This window comes from Cohaesibacter haloalkalitolerans (assembly GCF_003574655.1).
Taxonomy (GTDB): domain Bacteria; phylum Pseudomonadota; class Alphaproteobacteria; order Rhizobiales; family Cohaesibacteraceae; genus Cohaesibacter; species Cohaesibacter haloalkalitolerans.
In genome coordinates this window covers 58,002-74,149 of sequence record NZ_QNUM01000008.1, presented here as the reverse complement: position 1 = coordinate 74,149, position 16,148 = coordinate 58,002, and the positions used below count along the sequence as shown (strand labels likewise).

Genomic DNA, 16,148 nt, shown 5'->3' with positions numbered 1-16,148 from the left:
TGATTGAGCATTCGAGGGGCAAAAGAAAAAGCCGCCTTGAGTAAGGCGGCTTTTTCTAAAGAGGACGGAATTCTTGCAAAACTGACACTCAGCCCGGCATTTGGCGGCCTTGCCCGGTCAGTCGTCTGTATCTTTTCAGGCGCTTTCTCTCATACCCTCTTCATCAGGCTCGCGCAGAACATAGCCGCGACCCCAGACGGTTTCGATATAGTTGCGGCCGCCAGTGGCCGTTGCTAGCTTTTTGCGCAGCTTGCAGATGAATACGTCGATGATCTTCAATTCCGGTTCATCCATGCCGCCATAGAGATGGTTCAGGAACATCTCCTTGGTCAGGGTCGTGCCCTTGCGCAGGCTCAGAAGCTCGAGCATCTGATATTCCTTGCCCGTCAGGTGGACGCGCTGGCCCTGAACTTCGACAGTCTTGGTGTCGAGGTTGACGGTCAGTTCACCTGTGGAGATCACGGACTGTGCATGCCCCTTGGAGCGACGAACAATCGCATGGATGCGGGCGACCAGCTCATCCTTGTGGAATGGCTTGGTCATGTAGTCATCTGCACCGAAACCAAGACCGCGCACCTTGTCCTCGATACCGGCCAGACCGGAGAGAATCAGGATAGGAGTCTTGACCTTGGATACGCGCAGGGTGCGAAGCACCTCGTAACCGCTCATATCCGGCAGGTTCAGGTCCAGTAGAATTATGTCGTAGTCGTACAGCTTACCAAGGTCAATGCCTTCTTCACCGAGATCGGTTGTGTAGACATTGAAGCTTTCAGACTTGAGCATCAACTCGATGCTCTGTGCTGTGGCGCCGTCGTCCTCAATTAGCAAAACGCGCATGCCAATCCTCTTTGTTTGCCTATTCTGGGCTCGGAGCAATCTGCAGAGTCGCAGCCGACAAGAACCAAATTTTAACCCAGATTCCAAGGCTAGTACATAATGGTTAACAAATACTGATTCCACTATGCAAGTCTTGGGTTGGAACTTCACAAAGAAAAGTGATATCCCATTGAATTCTAGGAAAATTGTTCCCAGTACCTGACGTAAAGTTTCACATTAATAAAAAATATTAAGTGTCACTCCGTATCCGGCAGAGTCAGTTTCGACCTACTAGGAAGAATTTCCCTAGCAAACCCATTGGAGATAATAATTAACCAATCGGGTAAACGAATCATTACCATGGAAAAGAATTATTAAAGGCTTGGCAATGGTACAGGAACTGATCAGCAAACTGGACGACATCACGCCCCGGCACGCATTTGGCCGGGTGGCCTCGATTCAGGGCCATCTGGTGGAGGTGGCTGGGCCGCTCTTTGAAATGAGTGTCGGGTCGATGTTGTCGATTCACGCCGAAGGGCGCGAGCCCATCAAATGCGAGGTGGTCGGGTTTTCCTCTGATCGGGCCTTGTGTCTTCCTTATTCCGATCTGGAAGGGGTGCGGCTGGGCTGTCGGGCTGAATTGCACGGGCCGGTAGCGATCCGGCCAACGAAGGAGTGGCTCGGCCGGATGATCAACGCCTTTGGCGAGCCGATCGATGGCAAGGGGCCGTTGGCGCGTGGTCACGATTCCGTGCATTTGAGAGGTAAGCCTCCAGCGGCGCACAAGCGCATGCGCGTGGGTGGCCCCATGGACCTTGGGGTGAGGGCGCTCAACACCTTCATAACCCTCTGTGAGGGCCAGAGAATGGGTATTTTCGCCGGATCGGGCGTCGGCAAGTCCGTGCTGCTGTCGATGCTGGCGCGGAATGCCAGTTCCGAGGTCAATATCATTGGCCTGATCGGCGAACGTGGACGCGAAGTTCAGGAATTCGTCGAGGATGATCTGGGGGAGGAGGGCCTCAAACGCTCCATCGTCGTGGTCGCCACGTCGGACGAAATGGCCCTGATGCGCCGTCAGGCGGCTTATCTGACGCTGGCTCTCTCCGAGTTCTTCCGCAAGCAGGGCAAGCAGGTTCTGTGCATGATGGATTCTGTCACCCGCTTTGCTCAGGCCCAGCGCGAGATCGGGCTGGCCGCAGGTGAGCCGCCGACTTCCAAGGGTTATACACCCACAGTTTTCGCAGAATTGCCCAAATTGCTGGAAAGAGCGGGACCTGGCGAAAAAAATGAGGGTGCCGTTACCGGACTTTTTACTGTTTTGGTGGAAGGTGATAATCACAATGAGCCTGTAGCGGATGCTGTTCGTGGTATTCTGGATGGACATATCGTTATGGAAAGGGCCATTGCTGAGAGGGGAAGGTACCCGGCGATTAACATTTTGAAATCTGTTTCGCGTACACTTCCCAAGGCTGCCGATCCGGCCTATTGGCCAGATGTGTTGAAGGCTCGGCAATATATGGCGACCTATTCGGATATGGAAGAGTTGATCCGTCTGGGGGCCTATAAACGGGGAAGCGATCCAAATGTGGATTTGGCCATCGCTCTTCATGAACCACTGGAAACCTTCCTGACGCAGAACAAGGGGGAGGCCACCAGCATTGAAGAGGGATATCAGGCCTTGCAATCCATTCTTGGGGCGCGGACCGCTCAGGGCAATTCGGGGCTTTAAGGAGTATTGAGTAATGAAGTCACGTGAGAGTCTTATCCGTCTGAAACGCTTTCAGGTTGATGAAAAGCGCCGTCAGGTTGGTCAGATCGAGTTGATGGTTACCGAGTTCGAGGGCATGATCCGCGATCTTGATGCGCAGATTGCCATCGAGGAAGAGAAGGCGGGCATCAGCGATATCGGTCATTTTGCCTATCCGACCTTTGCGAAGGCGGCCATGCAGCGCAAGGAAAACCTGCAGGTTTCCATCGATGATCTGAATGAACAGCTGGAACGGGCGCAGGATCAGTTGCGCGAAGCTGTGGCTGACATGAAGAAGGTCGAAATGCTGGAAGAACGCGATCATCTGCGCGAACAGGCTGCCCGGGATCAGGCCGAACAGGACGAGCTGGATGATTTCGCCATGATCGGCCATCGACGCGGCCGCTAGGGCTTCCATTGATTTTGAGGACTTCCGAGAGCTGGTCGCCCGACCAGCCTTGTGGTTCGTGTATACTCCTTTTTGCGGATTTGCCCATCGAAGCGATGGCAAATCCGTTGCCTATTTGTGATTATCGAACAAATCGGGCCGCGACCGGTGGCCTCCTGCTGCTTTTTCGAGTAAGGCTGACAAAGCATTGAATTCAAAGGCAGCTGTTTCCCTATGGCCAAGATCGCACTTTTTTTCGTCAGCCACGACGGGCAGACCGAAAAAATCGCCACTACCCTTTCCGGACATTTGCACGCTTTGGGGCAGGAGGTCGCGCTGATCGATCTGACCTGCCATCCCGATCCGTCCAAACTGGCGCCTGAGGTGGATGTCGCAGATTTTGTCATCATGCTGGCTGCCATCCGCTATGGGTATCATCTGAAGCCTGCAGAGCGCTTTTTGAAGCATTTCAAGGACAGGCTACTGGAAAAGCCGCTTGCCATGCTGTCTGTCAATCTGACGGCGCGCAAGCCGCACAAACGGGTCATCGAGAACAGCGTCTATCTGCGCAAATGGGTTGAGCGGCATCCGCTGTCGCCGGTGCTGGTCAGAGCCATTGCCGGAAAGCTGGATTATCCCAGATATCGCGCCTTTGACCGCTTCATGATCCGTCTGATCATGCGGATGACCAAGGGGCCAACCGATCCCACCGTGACGATCGAATTTACGGACTGGGATCAGGTGAAAGAGCTGGCCGAAGAGATCGCTGCGCTTGTATAAGGGTAGGGACTGAGTTTTCGTCGTATCCATCAAGTGCATTTGTCGAGGGCGTGCTGTTGTCTGCCATTCTCCTGCCCATTCTTCTGGCTGTTGCCGCCTTTTCTTTTGGTCTGGGGATCACCCTGCCGCTGGTGTCGCTGGACAAGCTTTTGTTCTTCACGGAGACCCCGTCGCTCAAGACCATCATCATGGGGCTCTGGGAGCAGGGAGAGACGGTGCTGGCGCTGATCATCATCGCCTTTTCGGTGCTGCTGCCCGCTGCCAAGATCCTGCTGTTGCATATTGCTGTCTATCGGGGCAAGAAGTCGCGCTCGCTGGCGCTGCTGTCGGTTGCCAGCAAATGGTCGATGATGGATGTGCTGCTGGTTGCGCTGGTGATCTTCTCGGCCAAGACCAGCGGTCTGGCAACCGCTTCGGCGATGCCGGGAATCTGGTTCTATGCCACTGCGACACTGGCCTCGGTTCTGGCCTCGGTCATGGTGCGGAAATAGCCTTCAAACGGCCCTAATCGTTACTTTTCAGCGCTGTTTGTTAACTGGCCAAACTGCAGAACGCCCGCCTCGGAAGCGGGCATTTTGCACGGGTGTATCAAATTGAGCCAACTGTCTTAAGGCGGACCCGCGTGTGGATCTCATTCTGGCTGAGAACCGTCGTGTGGGCCCGGAACCGCTCAATGATCGAGCGGACATAGGGGCGGATCAGCGGAGAGGTTAACAGCACCGGAATTTCTCCCACCTGAGCGGCGTCTTCATAGCCGTCGCGCACAAGGCCAACGAACTCCTGCAGCTTGCTGGGGGCCATTGCCAATTGCTTTTCGTCGCCCTCGCCAATGAGGGCATTGGAGAATTCCCGTTCCCATTTTGGCGACATGGTCAGGATTGGCAGATAGCCGCCCGGTGCCTGATGGCTGGCGCAGATCTGCAGGGCAAGACGGCGGCGCACGTGTTCGGTCATGGTCTGGATGGAGCGGGTGAAGCCGGAGGCGTCGGCGACGCCTTCCAAAATGGCGGACAGATCGCGAATGGAAATCCGCTCGGCCAGCAGGCTTTGCAGCACACGCTGGATGCCGGAAATGGTGATCTGGTTCGGTACGATGTCGTCGACCAGCTTTTTCTGATCCTTCGGCAGTTCGTCGAGCAGTCCCTGAACAACCGCATAGGAGAGCAGCTCGCCCATGTTGGCCTTGATGATTTCGGTGAGGTGCGTGGAGATCACCGTGGCCGGGTCGACGACCGTCAGGCCGAGGATGGCTGCTTCCTCGCGCAGGGAGCCATCAATCCAGACAGCAGGCAGGCCGAAGGTCGGCTCGGTGGTCTTGATGCCCGGCAGGGTGATGTCGGCGCCGGTCGGGTCCATGGTCATGAACTGGTTCGGATAGACCACGCCGCGCCCGACTTCGACTTCCTTGACCTTCAGAATATAGTCGTTGGCCTGCAGCTGGACGTTGTCCATGATGCGGACGGCGGGCATGATGAAGCCCATCTCGGAGGCGAGCTGGCGGCGCAGCGCCTTGATCTGGTCGGTCAGGGCCTGAGAGGCATTGCCGCTGGCCATGCTGATGAGACCATAGCCAAGTTCGAGGCGCAGTTCGTCCATCTTGAGCACCGCGCTGATCGGCTCTTCCTTGGGCGGGGCGGCCTCGCGCAGCTCCTGCTGTTTCTCTTCAATGACCTTCTGAAGGGCCTGACGCTTGTGCTTCTGGCTGGCCTTGTAGGAGAGATAGCCTGCGCCGACGCCCAGTGTAAGGAACGGGATGAGTGGCATGCCGGGCAGAAAGGCCATGACGACCATGACGGCAGAGGACATGCCCAGTGCTTTCGGATAGCCGGAGAGCTGGTCAACGAGGGCCTTGTCGGCAGAGCCACTGACGCCTGCCTTGGAAACCAGAATGCCGGCGGCGGTCGAAACGATCAGGGCCGGAATCTGGGAGACCAGACCGTCACCAATGGTCAAAAGAGTATAGGACTGGGCTGCATCACCAATCGCCATGTCTTTCTGGGCGACGCCGATGATGATGCCGCCAAGGACGTTGATGAAGGTGATGATGAGACCGGCTATGGCGTCACCGCGCACGAATTTGCTGGCACCGTCCATGGCGCCGAAGAAGGTGCTTTCATCGGCAAGATCCTTGCGGCGCTTCTTGGCCTCTTCCTCATTGATGAGGCCTGCCGACAGGTCGGCGTCGATTGCCATCTGCTTGCCGGGCATGGCGTCGAGGGTGAAACGGGCGGCGACTTCGGCGATACGGCCCGAACCCTTGGTGATAACGACGAAGTTCACCGTGACCAGAATGGCGAAGACGATGACGCCGATGACGAAGTTGCCGCGGGTGACGAAATTGCCGAAGGCTTCAATGACGTTGCCTGCTGCGCCTGGGCCTTCATGGCCATAGGCCAGAATGAGACGGGTCGATGCCAGGTTCAGCGCCAGCCGCAACATGGTCGAGACCAGCAGGATCGTCGGGAAGGACGAAAATTCCAGTGGTGCCCTGATGAACAGCGATGTCATCAGAATGAGCACCGAAAAGATGATGGATATGGCAAGGAACATATCCATGAAAGCCGAAGGCAGCGGCAGGATCATGACCACGAGAATGGTCATCACGCCGATGGCCAGACCAAGGTCGCCCTGTCGCAGGAAGGTGATGAGGTGGCTTAACTGGTCGAGCGGCGACGGTCCCCGGGATCCGGAGGATGCCGGGGAGTCAGAGGCGTTTTCCGCCGGGGCTGTCGCGTTTGCGTCACTCATTGAGCAGGTCCATCACAGGGAGAGCTAATACCGTTTATCTCCTGATTCTTGCCAATTCCAAAGCCGGAGTTTTCTCAATCAACCAGCCTGTCTTGCTTCTCCGGGCATCGGGATCTCAACACCTTCGTCCGAATACTGCTTGAGCTTGTTGCGCAGGGTGCGAATGGAGATGCCCAGAATGTTGGCGGCATGGGTGCGGTTGCCAAGGCAGTGGTCGAGGGTGTCGAGGATAAGATCCTGTTCCACTTCAGCCACGGTGCGACCGACCAGTGTGCGCGTTACGCCTTCGGCTGCGATGACAGCCTGAGCCGCCGGGCCGCTTGCCATGCCGATGATCGTTTCGTCCATGCGGCTGCCGTCCGGCATGCGCAGGGCCTCGGCGCTGATCTCGACGCCGGTTGCCAGAAGCACGGCACGGTGGATGGTGTTTTCCAGTTCACGCACGTTGCCCTGCCATGTGCAGGCATGCAGATGGCGGTAGCAGTCCTGGCTCAGCTTGCGCTGGGGCAGGCCGTTGGCCTGGGCGTATTTGTCGGCGAAATGGGCGGCCAGCAGGTCGATGTCTTGTGGGCGTTCGCGCAGTGGCGGAATCTGCAGGTTGATGACATTGAGGCGGAAGAGCAAATCCTCGCGGAAATTGCCAGAGCGCACTTCATCGGCAAGGTTGCGGTTGGACGTTGCGATGATGCGGATGTCGACCGGCACGGGCTTGGTGCCGCCCACGCGGTCGATCACGCGTTCCTGAATGGCGCGCAGCAGCTTGGCCTGCAACCGGATGTCCATCTCCGAGATTTCATCGAGCAGCAGGGTGCCGCCATTGGCTTCCTCGAACTTGCCGATACGGCGGGCGATGGCGCCAGTGAAGGCGCCCTTTTCGTGGCCGAACAGCTCCGATTCCAGAAGATTCTCCGGAATGGCGGCGCAGTTGACAGAAACGAATGGATGGGAGGCGCGACGGGAATGCTTGTGCAGGTGCTTGGCCAGCACTTCCTTGCCGGTGCCGCTTTCGCCGGTGATCAGAACAGAGGCGTCGCTGGGGGCAATCTGGTTGGCCAGCTGCACCACATTGCTCATTGCCGGGTCACGGTGGATGAGATCACCCTGATCCTTTGAGACGGCTTCCAGAACGGCGGCGATGATTTCCGGATCCGGCGGCAGAGGAATATATTCCTTCGCACCAGCCCGGATGGCGTTGACCGCTGCACGGGCGTCATTCTCCACACCGCAAGCAATGACCGGGATGGTGATGCGCTCGTCCTCGAGGGAGCGGATCAGTCCGGCAATGTCGAGCTTGACGTCGATCATCATCAGGTCGGCGCCGCGCCCGGCCCGCAGGTGGCTGATGGCCATTTGCGCCGTTTCGGCGTGGGAAACCTGAGCACCGCGATCCAGTGCAATCTTGGTTGCCTGGGAAAGCTGGCCATTGAGGGTACCGGTAATAAGGAGGCGCATTTTTCTCTTCCAACCTATTTTTCAGATTTGATGATTTCAGTCATGGTCACGCCCAACTTCTCTTCGACGAGGACAACCTCGCCGCGGGCAACCAGACGGGAATTCACATAAATGTCGACGGCTTCACCGACCTTGCGGTCAAGTTCGAGCACGTTGCCGACATCCAGATCCAGCAACTCGCTAACCGGCATTTTGGCCCGGCCCAGAATGGCAGACACCTGGACCGGAACGTCGAAGACCGCTTCCAGATCGGCTGCATTCTTCTGATTGGAGTCCTCGGAAAAGTCTGCTTCGGCAATCGCTCGGGCATTCTGTTCTTGCAAAGTGAGGCCTTCATTCTTGTCGTTGTCACTCATTGCTCTTCTCTCTCTGCATCAAGGTCGTCTACTGCCATCTCGGAGGCTTCTCCGGTGGGGGAGGGGGCAGCGTCCGAGGCCTGTCCATCTGCGGCTTCATCGGCGCTTGTGGCATGGCCGTCATCGGAAAGGGCTTCGTTGGCCGTGGCTTCATCGTCAGGGCTGGCCTCGGTCATGCCTGCTTCCGGCTGGTCGTCCGTGGTATCCGAGGCTGCCTCAGCTTCCTCGGCTTCTTCCTCTTCGGGATCTTCCGGGTCTTCGGGGACATGCGCGAAATGGTCGGTGAGCAACTGCTCAACCTGACGGATGGCGCTGCGCATGTTGCGACCGATGCCGCCATCGACCCATTCCACCGAGCAGTCGCCAGGCATGATTGCCGGGTCTGGCAGGATGGTCAGGGTCCCGGTGAAGCCGAGCTCGTTCATCTGCTGATCCACGGCAGCCTTGACATCGTCGGCGACCGCATCATTGAGGCGGATCGAGATATGGGGCGTCTTGCGCAGTGGTGCCAGAATCTGGTTGAGCAGGGCCATGATCTCGCCTTTGGGCTCTTGTGCGACCAGCTTTTCGGCAAAGCGCGAGGCGAAGGCGAAGGCCAGATTGCTGGCATCCCTTTCAAGACGCTGCATCAGGGTGCCGACCTCGGTGTAGACCATCGAGATTTGCTCGACGATTTCCTTTTCCAGAGCAACCCGTTGTTCACTGGCCAGCAAGTCCCGCTCGTCGTGCGCCTTTGCCTCGCCTTCGGCAAAGGCAGCAGCCCTTGCTTCAGCCAGCAGGCGCTCGTGCTCGGCAACCGTAATCATCGGTTCGGGCGGAATTTCCTCGATCTGTTCTTCAATGACTGGTTCCGGCGGAGCGGAAAAGTCCAGATCGAAGAGATAGCGAGCTGCCTGTGACATTCTTTTCTGATTCCGGTTTGCCCAATTTTTCCAGGGGCGGTTGTCGTTTCATTCTGTTGTCGCGGCCAACGGAAGGGCTGGCACGACGGGCTGTTCTTGTGTCGGGCCGGTCTAGTAGATCAGCTCGTCGTCGCTGTTGCCCTTGGCGATGAGAATTTCGCCGCGTGCGGCAAGATCCTTGGCCATGTTGACCATGGAGCCCTGTGCCTCGTCGACGTCGCGCAGGCGAACCGGCCCCATGCTTTCCATGTCTTCCTTGAGCATGGCACCAGCACGCTGGGACATGTTGTCGAGGAACAGGGTCCGGATGGTTTCGTTCGCGCCCTTGAGGGCAAGTGCCAGAACGTCTTTCTCGATATTCTGCAGCAGAGCCTGAACACCGCTCGAATCGAGCTTGCTGAGGTCCTCGAAGGTGAACATCAACTGCTTGATCTTCTCGGCCGACTCCCGGTTCTCCTCTTCCAGTGCGGCAAGCAGGCGGGCTTCTGTCTGACGGTCGAAATTGTTGAAGATGTCGGCCATGACCTCGTGGGCATCGCGACGCTGGGTGGTCGACAGGTTCGACATGAATTCGACACGCAGGGTCTGCTCGACCTTTTCCAGCACTTCCTTCTGCACGGCTTCCATGGACAGCATGCGATTGATGACTTCGAGCCCGAAGTCTTCCGGCATGATCGACAGCACCTTGGCTGCGTGGTCGGATTTGATCTTCGAGAGCACAACGGCAACCGTCTGCGGATATTCGTTCTTGAGATAGTTGGCCAGCACGTTCTCCTGAACGTTGGACAGTTTCTCCCACATGTTGCGACCTGCCGGGCCACGGATTTCTTCCATGATCGCGTTGACGCGATCCTGTGGCAGGAAGGACAGTAGCAGGCGTTCGGTGGAATCGAAGTTGCCGGTTACTGCACCCTTGGAGGACAGGCGGGAAACAAACTCGATGATCAGATTGTCAAGCATGTTCGGCGTGATGCCGCCAAGCTTGGACATGGAGATCGAGACCTGCTTGATTTCGATGTCGTCGAGCCGACTCCAGATCGGGCCGCCATGTTCGTCTCCGAGAGCGAGCAGGATGATCGAAGCCTTCTCCGCACCGGACAGCTCGCGTTCCTCATGGGCCTCCGAGACAGACGCATTGGCATTCTTCATGTTGGTCAGGGCGGTTGATGCCATCGGTTTCCTCATGCTGCATCCTGCAGCCAGAGACGGATGATCTTGGCTGCTTCTTCAGGGTTTTCTTTGACCAGATCGCCGACCTTGATCAGGGTGTCTGCCTGCAGGGCGCCCTGCAGCTGTGCCAGCTCAATGGCATGCATGGTCGGATGCTTGGCATCGTCATCACCATGCGGGGCCGGGATCAGTTCCCCGCTCTCGCTCTTGATCATGGCAACGCCATCCGGACCGATGATGATGTCCAGATCATCTTTCTGGTCATCGCCCTTCTCGAACATGCGCTTCATCAGCGGACGGACGACCATGAACAGGACGAGCAGGGTCATGATGAACATGATGCCCAGTTCCGCAAAGCGCATATAGTCATCTTTGGTAAACGCAAACAGTTCATTGCCTGTTTCTTCGAATACTGTCTGCGGTCCTTCGGCAAACTGCAGGTTGATCACTTCAACCTTGTCGCCGCGGGTCTGATCAAAGCCGACTGCGGAACGAACCAGCGTTGCGATCTGTTCCAGCTCTTCGGGGGTTCTGGGGGTGTAGACCAGTTCGCCGTTGGCGTTCTTCTCGTAGGTGCCGTCGACAAGAACAGCCACAGACAGCCGCTCGATGCGACCGCCCTGAATGACTTCTGTCGTGGTCTTGCGCGAGATTTCGTAGTTGACCAGCTCTTCCGTGGTTGCGGAATTTTCCTGCGAACCGGCTGGCTGGTCATTGGCGTTGGCATCAGGCAGCTGATTGCCAACCGTTACGCCGGCATTGCTTTCCTGGTCTTTGCTGTTGGCGTTTTCCGAGCGGGTCTGGGTGGACCGGACAACCTGACCATCCGGATCGTAAAGGTCATTGGTTTCCGTGACCTTGTTGAAGTTCATTTCGGCAGCAACCTCGATGCGGGTCCGACCCTGACCAACAATCGAGGAGACAATTTCGTCAACCTGGTTGCGCAGGCGATTTTCAAGCTGAACCTGCCGTTCTTCCATGTGAGCGGACATGTAGCTTTCGTCATTGCCGCGGCCGGAGGCCAGCAGGCGGCCCCGTTCGTCAACGATGGTCACGTTTTCCGGGTCGAGCCCTTCGACGGCGGAACCGACCAGATGCTGGATGGCCTGAATCTGTGCCGTGTTCAGATTGCCCTGCAGCTTGACGGCAATCGAGGCGGACGGTTGCTTCTGGTCGCGCTTGAAGAGCTCGCTCTTCGGCATGACAAGGTGAACACGGGCCTGACGCACGTTGCGGATGGTGCGGATGGAACGGGACAGTTCGCCTTCCAGCGCGCGCAGATGGTTCACATTCTGAATGAAGCTCGTGGTGCCGAGGGTTTCGGTCTTGTCAAAAATCTCGTAGCCGACATTGCCGCCGGTCGGCAGGCCGCTTTCTGCCAGCTGCATGCGCAGTTTGAGGATGTCCGCTTTCGGTGCCAGAATGACAGCCCCCTCGTCGAGGACTTCATGCTTGATGTTCTGGGCATCGAGCAGCTTGGTGATCTGGATGGAATCCTCGAACGACAGGTCCGTGTAGAGTGGGGAAAGGGTCGGTTCACTCACCCGCATCATGATGAAGGCGAAGAATCCGATCAAAACGGCAGTCACCACCCCCATCGCAGCCAGACGGGCGGGGCCAAGCGTTTTGAAGAAGTCGAATAGTCCGTTCACACCATTAGCCTTGTCGTTTCAGAGATGCACCAAATCACTAGGCAATATTTTCCTAGGAGATGGTTAACAACATGTTAAGGGTTTGGTTAATGAAAGGTTAACAGCCCAATTTGCGTGGTCAAATACCCAACTATTTCCCTAGAAAAAATCAAATAAGAGCATGATTTCCTGTGGGATGTGGGAATTGAAGCCCCTGGCGGGATGCCTGATGATGCGTGATAAGTAGTTGTGCTGATTAGTGATTTGCGGTGCAGGGCGACCCCGTGGAGGGCCTTGGTGCTGGAAATTAAAAAAAGGCCGAGGGCGGACCCTCGACCTTTTCGTTTTGACCTGCAGAAAGGGTTTCTTGCTGCAAATTCCTACCGGTATTGTTGAACCCGCGTTGCTCTCAAACCTGCCAGACCATGCTGATCGATGGAACTCTGCCAGCTAAGGAATTCCTCAACCGTCAAAGTGTATTTCTGACAAGCCTCTTCGAGGCTGAGCAGGCCACCGCGAACGGCAGCAACAACTTCGGCTTTTCGCCTGATAACCCAACGCCTGGTATTGGCAGGTGGGAGATCTGCGACAGTCAAGGGACTCCCATCGGGGCCGATGACATATTTTACTCTAGCACGTATTTGATCGGTCATTGTACTCTCACACTCAACCTGACCTCATCGAAGTCGAGCATAAGGCAATGCCTTTAAAAAAGAGCTAAGCCACTGGATAGATTTTAGTAATAGTTTTTTTCAATATGAAAGGATCTTTGCAAAACGGCAGAAGACTTGCGGCGTCAGCGGAGAAATAAAAAAATCTGCTTCCTTGCAATATGGTTAACGGCCCCGATGGACCGTTAGCAAGTCATGCACTCTGCAATGGTTTTGGGCAATGGTTTTGGGAATTGCTTTCGGGCGTAAGTCTTGAGCAACAGGGGCCGGCGACCCTTGCGAAGGATCGCCGCGATCCCGGCTATGGGCGGTTCATTGTCAGGAGCTTGCCTCGATGCCGACCGACTTGATCTGCGATGTCTGAATGGCCTGACCGTTGACGATCAGCATGGGGACTGCAGACGACAGATCGACATCCGTCACCACACCGACCGTATCCGTGTCGATTTCGATCTCGGAGGTTCCCTCATCATTCTTGGTGTCGAAGGTGATGGTGTAGGTGCCGTTGGGTAGCCGGTTGCCGGAGTTGTCGGTGCCGCTCCAGTTGAAGGTCTGTTCCCCTTCCTTGATGCTGACCTCACTGCGGGAGTAGACAACGTCGCCGTTGGCGTTGCGGATGGAGATGTCGGCAGTGCCTGCCTTGTCCGCCGTGAAGGTGTAGGTCGCTGTGCCGTAGCTGTTCAGATGTCCTTGTGCGCCATCGACCTTGACCGTCGTGCCGACAAAATTGAGAACCCCGAGCGCATTGGACGAGGTCATCATGCTGGCAAGATTCTCCAGCTGTTCGTTGGATTTGATCTGCTGCTCAACGCTGGAAAACTGCACCAGCTGCTGGGTGAACTGACTGGAATCCATGGGGTCCATGGGGTCCTGATGCTGCAGTTGCGTTGTCAACACGGTCAGAAAGGTCTCATAGTTATTGATGAGACTCGTGTTGTCTGTGGATGCGCTTGTAACGGCTTGCGAGGCGATGGATCCGATAGAGGTCATCGTCATGTCTCCAAATGCGAGATCAGATTACAAGGTTCAGACCGCCGGTCGCGACATAGTGTGCGGCATAGCGGGAGGTCTGAGGTGCAGTTATTGTGGTTTCGTCGGACTCGTCGGCCGCCGAGGATTGGTCCGAATAGTCCGGCTCATAGGCGGATTGATCCTGCCCGGCCATCTGCCAGCCCTGATTGCCCTGATCCATCAGGGAGTAGTCAAGGCTCTGGTTCTGCGGGTTGATGCCGCTCTGCTGCAGGCTGCGCTCCAGGAACCGCTGGTCCCGCATCAGCATGTCAAGGGTCTCGGGCCGCTCGACATAGAGGTGGGTGCGGGTGTGGCCATCTGATCCGATGGTCATGCGGACATCGATCTTGCCAAGGTCTGCCGGATCAAGACGGATTTCGAAGCGGGTCTCGCCTTTCCGGGCGAATTTCGTTATTTCCGCTGCGATCGCGTTGGAGTTGGCAAGGCTGATCTGCTGGGCGGTCTGGCCGGTTTGGGCAAGGCCATCCATGCTGGTCAGGCGCACGGTCGAGCTGGCGGTTGCCTGGGTCGAGGAGGTCAGATCAGAGGCGCCGGTGCTGTTGGTGCTGATCGTCGCCTTGTCGTCCACCATCGCCATCATCTTGGAGAAGGCATCACCCTTGGGGGCGTTGCGGGCTGCATTCCTGTGTTCTTCAGGCTTGGCCGCGACGGCATCGCTATCGGCCGTGGCGCTCTGAGTGTCAGACACGCTTTGTGTCCCGGTCGTACCGGATGCAGCGGACTGGCTGGCCTGTGCCGATGGATTGGCCGGTTGCTGCTGCCCGTCAGCGGTCTGGCGACCCTGGGCCTTGGCGATCTGGGCTCCGGCTTCTGCGGTTGATCCGGCCTGAGGCTGCTGTGCCGTGGTGACAGTGGTCTTTGCCGTGTCGCCATCTGCATCCGTGCCTGCATCGGCTTCTGCACTATCTGCCTTGGTTGTGGCAGTAGCCATGACGGTGGCGTCGGCTTTGGCGGCATCCGGATGTGGCTTGTTCTTCTGCCCGTCTACGTTCTGGGTGTCTTCAGATGCATCGGTGTCGGCAACTGCATTGTTGTTGCTGACAGTGGCGGCAGCCGTGTTCGTCGTTTCTTCCGCTGGCTGGCCGGAGGCGATGGCGTCCATTGCGTCGTTTGGCTGCGCGCTGGCTTGCGGAGCCGGTTTGAGCGGGGCTTCCGCAGGGACAGGCCGGGTGGTGTCTGCCTTGGCAGCTTCAGCGGTCTCTGTGGTCACGCCTGCCGCATCGGTGACATCGATATTGGACGGTGCGGCGGAAGCCGGATCTGTTTCCGTTGCGGCTTCAGTCGTTTGAGCTGCTTCAGCATCGCTGGCGCCCGTGGTGGTCGCTGCCGCTGCTTCGCTGTCGTTTCCCTGTGCTGCAGGGCCGTCGGCCCCGTTGGATGTGCTTGTCTGGCTACCGTTTAGAGGCGGCATCACCGGGGGGTGCTGAGCATCATCTGCAGCGCTGGCAGTGTCCTGAACCAGCGGTGGCACGGTAGGCTGAGGGGCGTCAGGCAATGCGGCGGTGTCTACTGCCCCGGCACCTGTTCCAGACGGGGGCGTTACGGCCGGTTCGCCGGCAGGCTGACCTTCGGGGCTGTCCGTGGTGCTGGCAGTCTGCTCGGCACCGTTGCTGGCGTCTGCTCCGTCTTCAAGCGAAGGCATGGGATGAACTGGAGGCATGGCAGGCATCGGCGGGGTCGTGTTGTCGTCCCCGTTCGGGTCGTCTGCTGATGCTTCTTTGGCTTCGTCCGGCGATGCCGCTGCGGCGTCCGGGGCGTCGGAAGCGGTGGCATCCCCTTCACTTGCAGCATCTGTTGCGTCAGCGTCTACCTGAGCGGCAGGGGGCACTGGCGACGTTGGGGGGGTAACCATCTGGTCATCGGGCATCGGCAGGTCGTCCGCTTGCGGCAGGTCTTCAGGCTGAACTGCGGCTACTTGCTGCGCGCCCGTGCTGTCCCCTGCATCCACAACGGGAGCTTCAGGCACTTGTTCGGACGTCTCGGCGTTGGCGGACGTTGTTGCGTCACTTGTCATCTCGGATGCTGAAGCGTCGGGCGCTGCGCTGTCATCTGCTATGGGGGATGGCTCCTCTGACGCTTCGGCGAATGTATCAGCGCGGCCAGCTCTATCGGAGCGGTGGTCGGCCTGACGCTCGCTGCGGGCGGTCTCGGTTCCTCTCACATTGCGGATCTGCTCTGAGTCGGCAGCGTTGCTGCGCTCCGAGCGGGGATCCTGCCTTGCGGTCTCGCTTTTGAGGTGGCTTTCGAAGGAGGTGTGGGTGTCCTGCGCGTTGGAGTTGCTTCTGGCTTGCGTGTCTCCGAAACCGCGCGAGGCGTAGTTCGCCTTGGCGTTTTGTGCGGGACCCATGTTCATAATCGAAGAATACTGAGAAGCCATACCCAACCTCACTACACACTGTTGGGCTTACGTATTCAAGAATTATGCCAAATTGTTTCTGTGTTTTGTGGGGGTGGG

General features: G+C 57.5%; 14 protein-coding genes. 4 read left to right on the top strand and 10 right to left on the bottom strand.

What is annotated here, in order from left to right; translation table 11 throughout:
* Positions 1-135: 135 nt before the first annotated feature.
* The gene (gene ctrA / locus DSL70_RS18465) at positions 136-837 is read right to left on the bottom strand and encodes a response regulator transcription factor CtrA (RefSeq protein ID WP_119309456.1); all 702 of its coding nucleotides are present in this window, start codon (positions 835-837) and stop codon (positions 136-138) included.
* Between the two features lie 367 nt (positions 838-1,204).
* On the opposite strand from ctrA, the gene fliI reads away from it, so the two are divergent.
* The 4 genes from fliI (at position 1,205) to DSL70_RS18445 (ending at position 4,222) form a co-directional block, all read left to right on the top strand.
* Entirely contained in the window at positions 1,205-2,545 is a 1,341-nt protein-coding gene (gene fliI / locus DSL70_RS18460; protein ID WP_119309455.1) for a flagellar protein export ATPase FliI, read from the top strand.
* A 13-nt stretch (positions 2,546-2,558) separates the two neighbouring features.
* Positions 2,559-2,972 carry a flagellar export protein FliJ gene (gene fliJ / locus DSL70_RS18455; RefSeq protein ID WP_119309454.1) on the top strand — a complete coding sequence of 138 codons (414 nt, stop codon included), beginning with the start codon at positions 2,559-2,561 and terminating at the stop codon, positions 2,970-2,972.
* 213 nt (positions 2,973-3,185) lie between these two features.
* Complete coding sequence (gene hemG, locus DSL70_RS18450) at positions 3,186-3,731, top strand: menaquinone-dependent protoporphyrinogen IX dehydrogenase (protein ID WP_119309453.1); 546 nt, start codon at positions 3,186-3,188, stop codon at positions 3,729-3,731.
* 56 nt (positions 3,732-3,787) lie between these two features.
* The gene (locus tag DSL70_RS18445) at positions 3,788-4,222 is read left to right on the top strand and encodes a paraquat-inducible protein A (protein ID WP_245418275.1); all 435 of its coding nucleotides are present in this window, start codon (positions 3,788-3,790) and stop codon (positions 4,220-4,222) included.
* A gap of 97 nt (positions 4,223-4,319) precedes the next feature.
* Here the strand turns inward: DSL70_RS18445 and flhA are convergent, their stop codons facing one another.
* From flhA to DSL70_RS18400, 9 genes are all read right to left on the bottom strand, one after another.
* Complete coding sequence (flhA, locus tag DSL70_RS18440; RefSeq protein ID WP_119309452.1) at positions 4,320-6,479, bottom strand: flagellar biosynthesis protein FlhA; 2,160 nt, start codon at positions 6,477-6,479, stop codon at positions 4,320-4,322.
* 78 nt (positions 6,480-6,557) lie between these two features.
* A complete protein-coding gene (gene flbD / locus DSL70_RS18435; RefSeq protein ID WP_119309451.1) occupies positions 6,558-7,931 on the bottom strand; it encodes a sigma-54-dependent transcriptional regulator FlbD in 1,374 nt (457 codons plus the stop codon).
* A gap of 14 nt (positions 7,932-7,945) precedes the next feature.
* A complete protein-coding gene (gene fliN / locus DSL70_RS18430; RefSeq protein WP_119309450.1) occupies positions 7,946-8,287 on the bottom strand; it encodes a flagellar motor switch protein FliN in 342 nt (113 codons plus the stop codon).
* Positions 8,284-9,189 carry a FliH/SctL family protein gene (locus DSL70_RS18425; protein WP_119309449.1) on the bottom strand — a complete coding sequence of 302 codons (906 nt, stop codon included), beginning with the start codon at positions 9,187-9,189 and terminating at the stop codon, positions 8,284-8,286. Before DSL70_RS18425 ends, fliN begins: the two co-directional genes overlap by 4 nt.
* A gap of 111 nt (positions 9,190-9,300) precedes the next feature.
* Positions 9,301-10,338 (bottom strand): flagellar motor switch protein FliG, encoded by a 1,038-nt coding sequence (fliG, locus tag DSL70_RS18420; RefSeq protein WP_245418288.1) that lies wholly within the window; start codon positions 10,336-10,338, stop codon positions 9,301-9,303.
* Positions 10,339-10,370: 32 nt separating this feature from the next.
* Positions 10,371-12,011: a flagellar basal-body MS-ring/collar protein FliF gene (gene fliF, locus DSL70_RS18415; protein ID WP_119309447.1), complete on the bottom strand. Its 1,641-nt coding sequence runs from the start codon at positions 12,009-12,011 to the stop codon at positions 10,371-10,373.
* 359 nt (positions 12,012-12,370) lie between these two features.
* Positions 12,371-12,643 carry a CtrA inhibitor SciP gene (sciP, locus tag DSL70_RS18410; RefSeq protein ID WP_090073395.1) on the bottom strand — a complete coding sequence of 91 codons (273 nt, stop codon included), beginning with the start codon at positions 12,641-12,643 and terminating at the stop codon, positions 12,371-12,373.
* A gap of 336 nt (positions 12,644-12,979) precedes the next feature.
* A complete protein-coding gene (locus DSL70_RS18405) occupies positions 12,980-13,651 on the bottom strand; it encodes a flagellar hook assembly protein FlgD (protein ID WP_162916897.1) in 672 nt (223 codons plus the stop codon).
* Positions 13,652-13,673: 22 nt separating this feature from the next.
* On the bottom strand, positions 13,674-16,040 hold the full coding sequence (locus DSL70_RS18400; RefSeq protein ID WP_162916895.1) for a flagellar hook-length control protein FliK: 2,367 nt from the start codon (positions 16,038-16,040) through the stop codon (positions 13,674-13,676).
* Positions 16,041-16,148: the final 108 nt, after the last annotated feature.

Excerpts from the sequence above, each read along its gene's own strand:
- ctrA (WP_119309456.1), bottom strand. The coding sequence starts at position 837 with ATGCGCGTTTTGCTAATTGAGGACGACGGCGCCACAGCACAGAGCATC.
- fliI (WP_119309455.1), top strand. The coding sequence starts at position 1,205 with ATGGTACAGGAACTGATCAGCAAACTGGACGACATCACGCCCCGGCAC.
- fliJ (WP_119309454.1), top strand. The coding sequence starts at position 2,559 with ATGAAGTCACGTGAGAGTCTTATCCGTCTGAAACGCTTTCAGGTTGAT.
- hemG (WP_119309453.1), top strand. The coding sequence starts at position 3,186 with ATGGCCAAGATCGCACTTTTTTTCGTCAGCCACGACGGGCAGACCGAA.
- flhA (WP_119309452.1), bottom strand. The coding sequence starts at position 6,479 with ATGAGTGACGCAAACGCGACAGCCCCGGCGGAAAACGCCTCTGACTCC.
- flbD (WP_119309451.1), bottom strand. The coding sequence starts at position 7,931 with ATGCGCCTCCTTATTACCGGTACCCTCAATGGCCAGCTTTCCCAGGCA.
- fliN (WP_119309450.1), bottom strand. The coding sequence starts at position 8,287 with ATGAGTGACAACGACAAGAATGAAGGCCTCACTTTGCAAGAACAGAAT.
- DSL70_RS18425 (WP_119309449.1), bottom strand. The coding sequence starts at position 9,189 with ATGTCACAGGCAGCTCGCTATCTCTTCGATCTGGACTTTTCCGCTCCG.
- fliG (WP_245418288.1), bottom strand. The coding sequence starts at position 10,338 with ATGAAGAATGCCAATGCGTCTGTCTCGGAGGCCCATGAGGAACGCGAG.
- sciP (WP_090073395.1), bottom strand. The coding sequence starts at position 12,643 with ATGACCGATCAAATACGTGCTAGAGTAAAATATGTCATCGGCCCCGAT.
- DSL70_RS18405 (WP_162916897.1), bottom strand. The coding sequence starts at position 13,651 with ATGACCTCTATCGGATCCATCGCCTCGCAAGCCGTTACAAGCGCATCC.
- DSL70_RS18400 (WP_162916895.1), bottom strand. The coding sequence starts at position 16,040 with ATGGGTCCCGCACAAAACGCCAAGGCGAACTACGCCTCGCGCGGTTTC.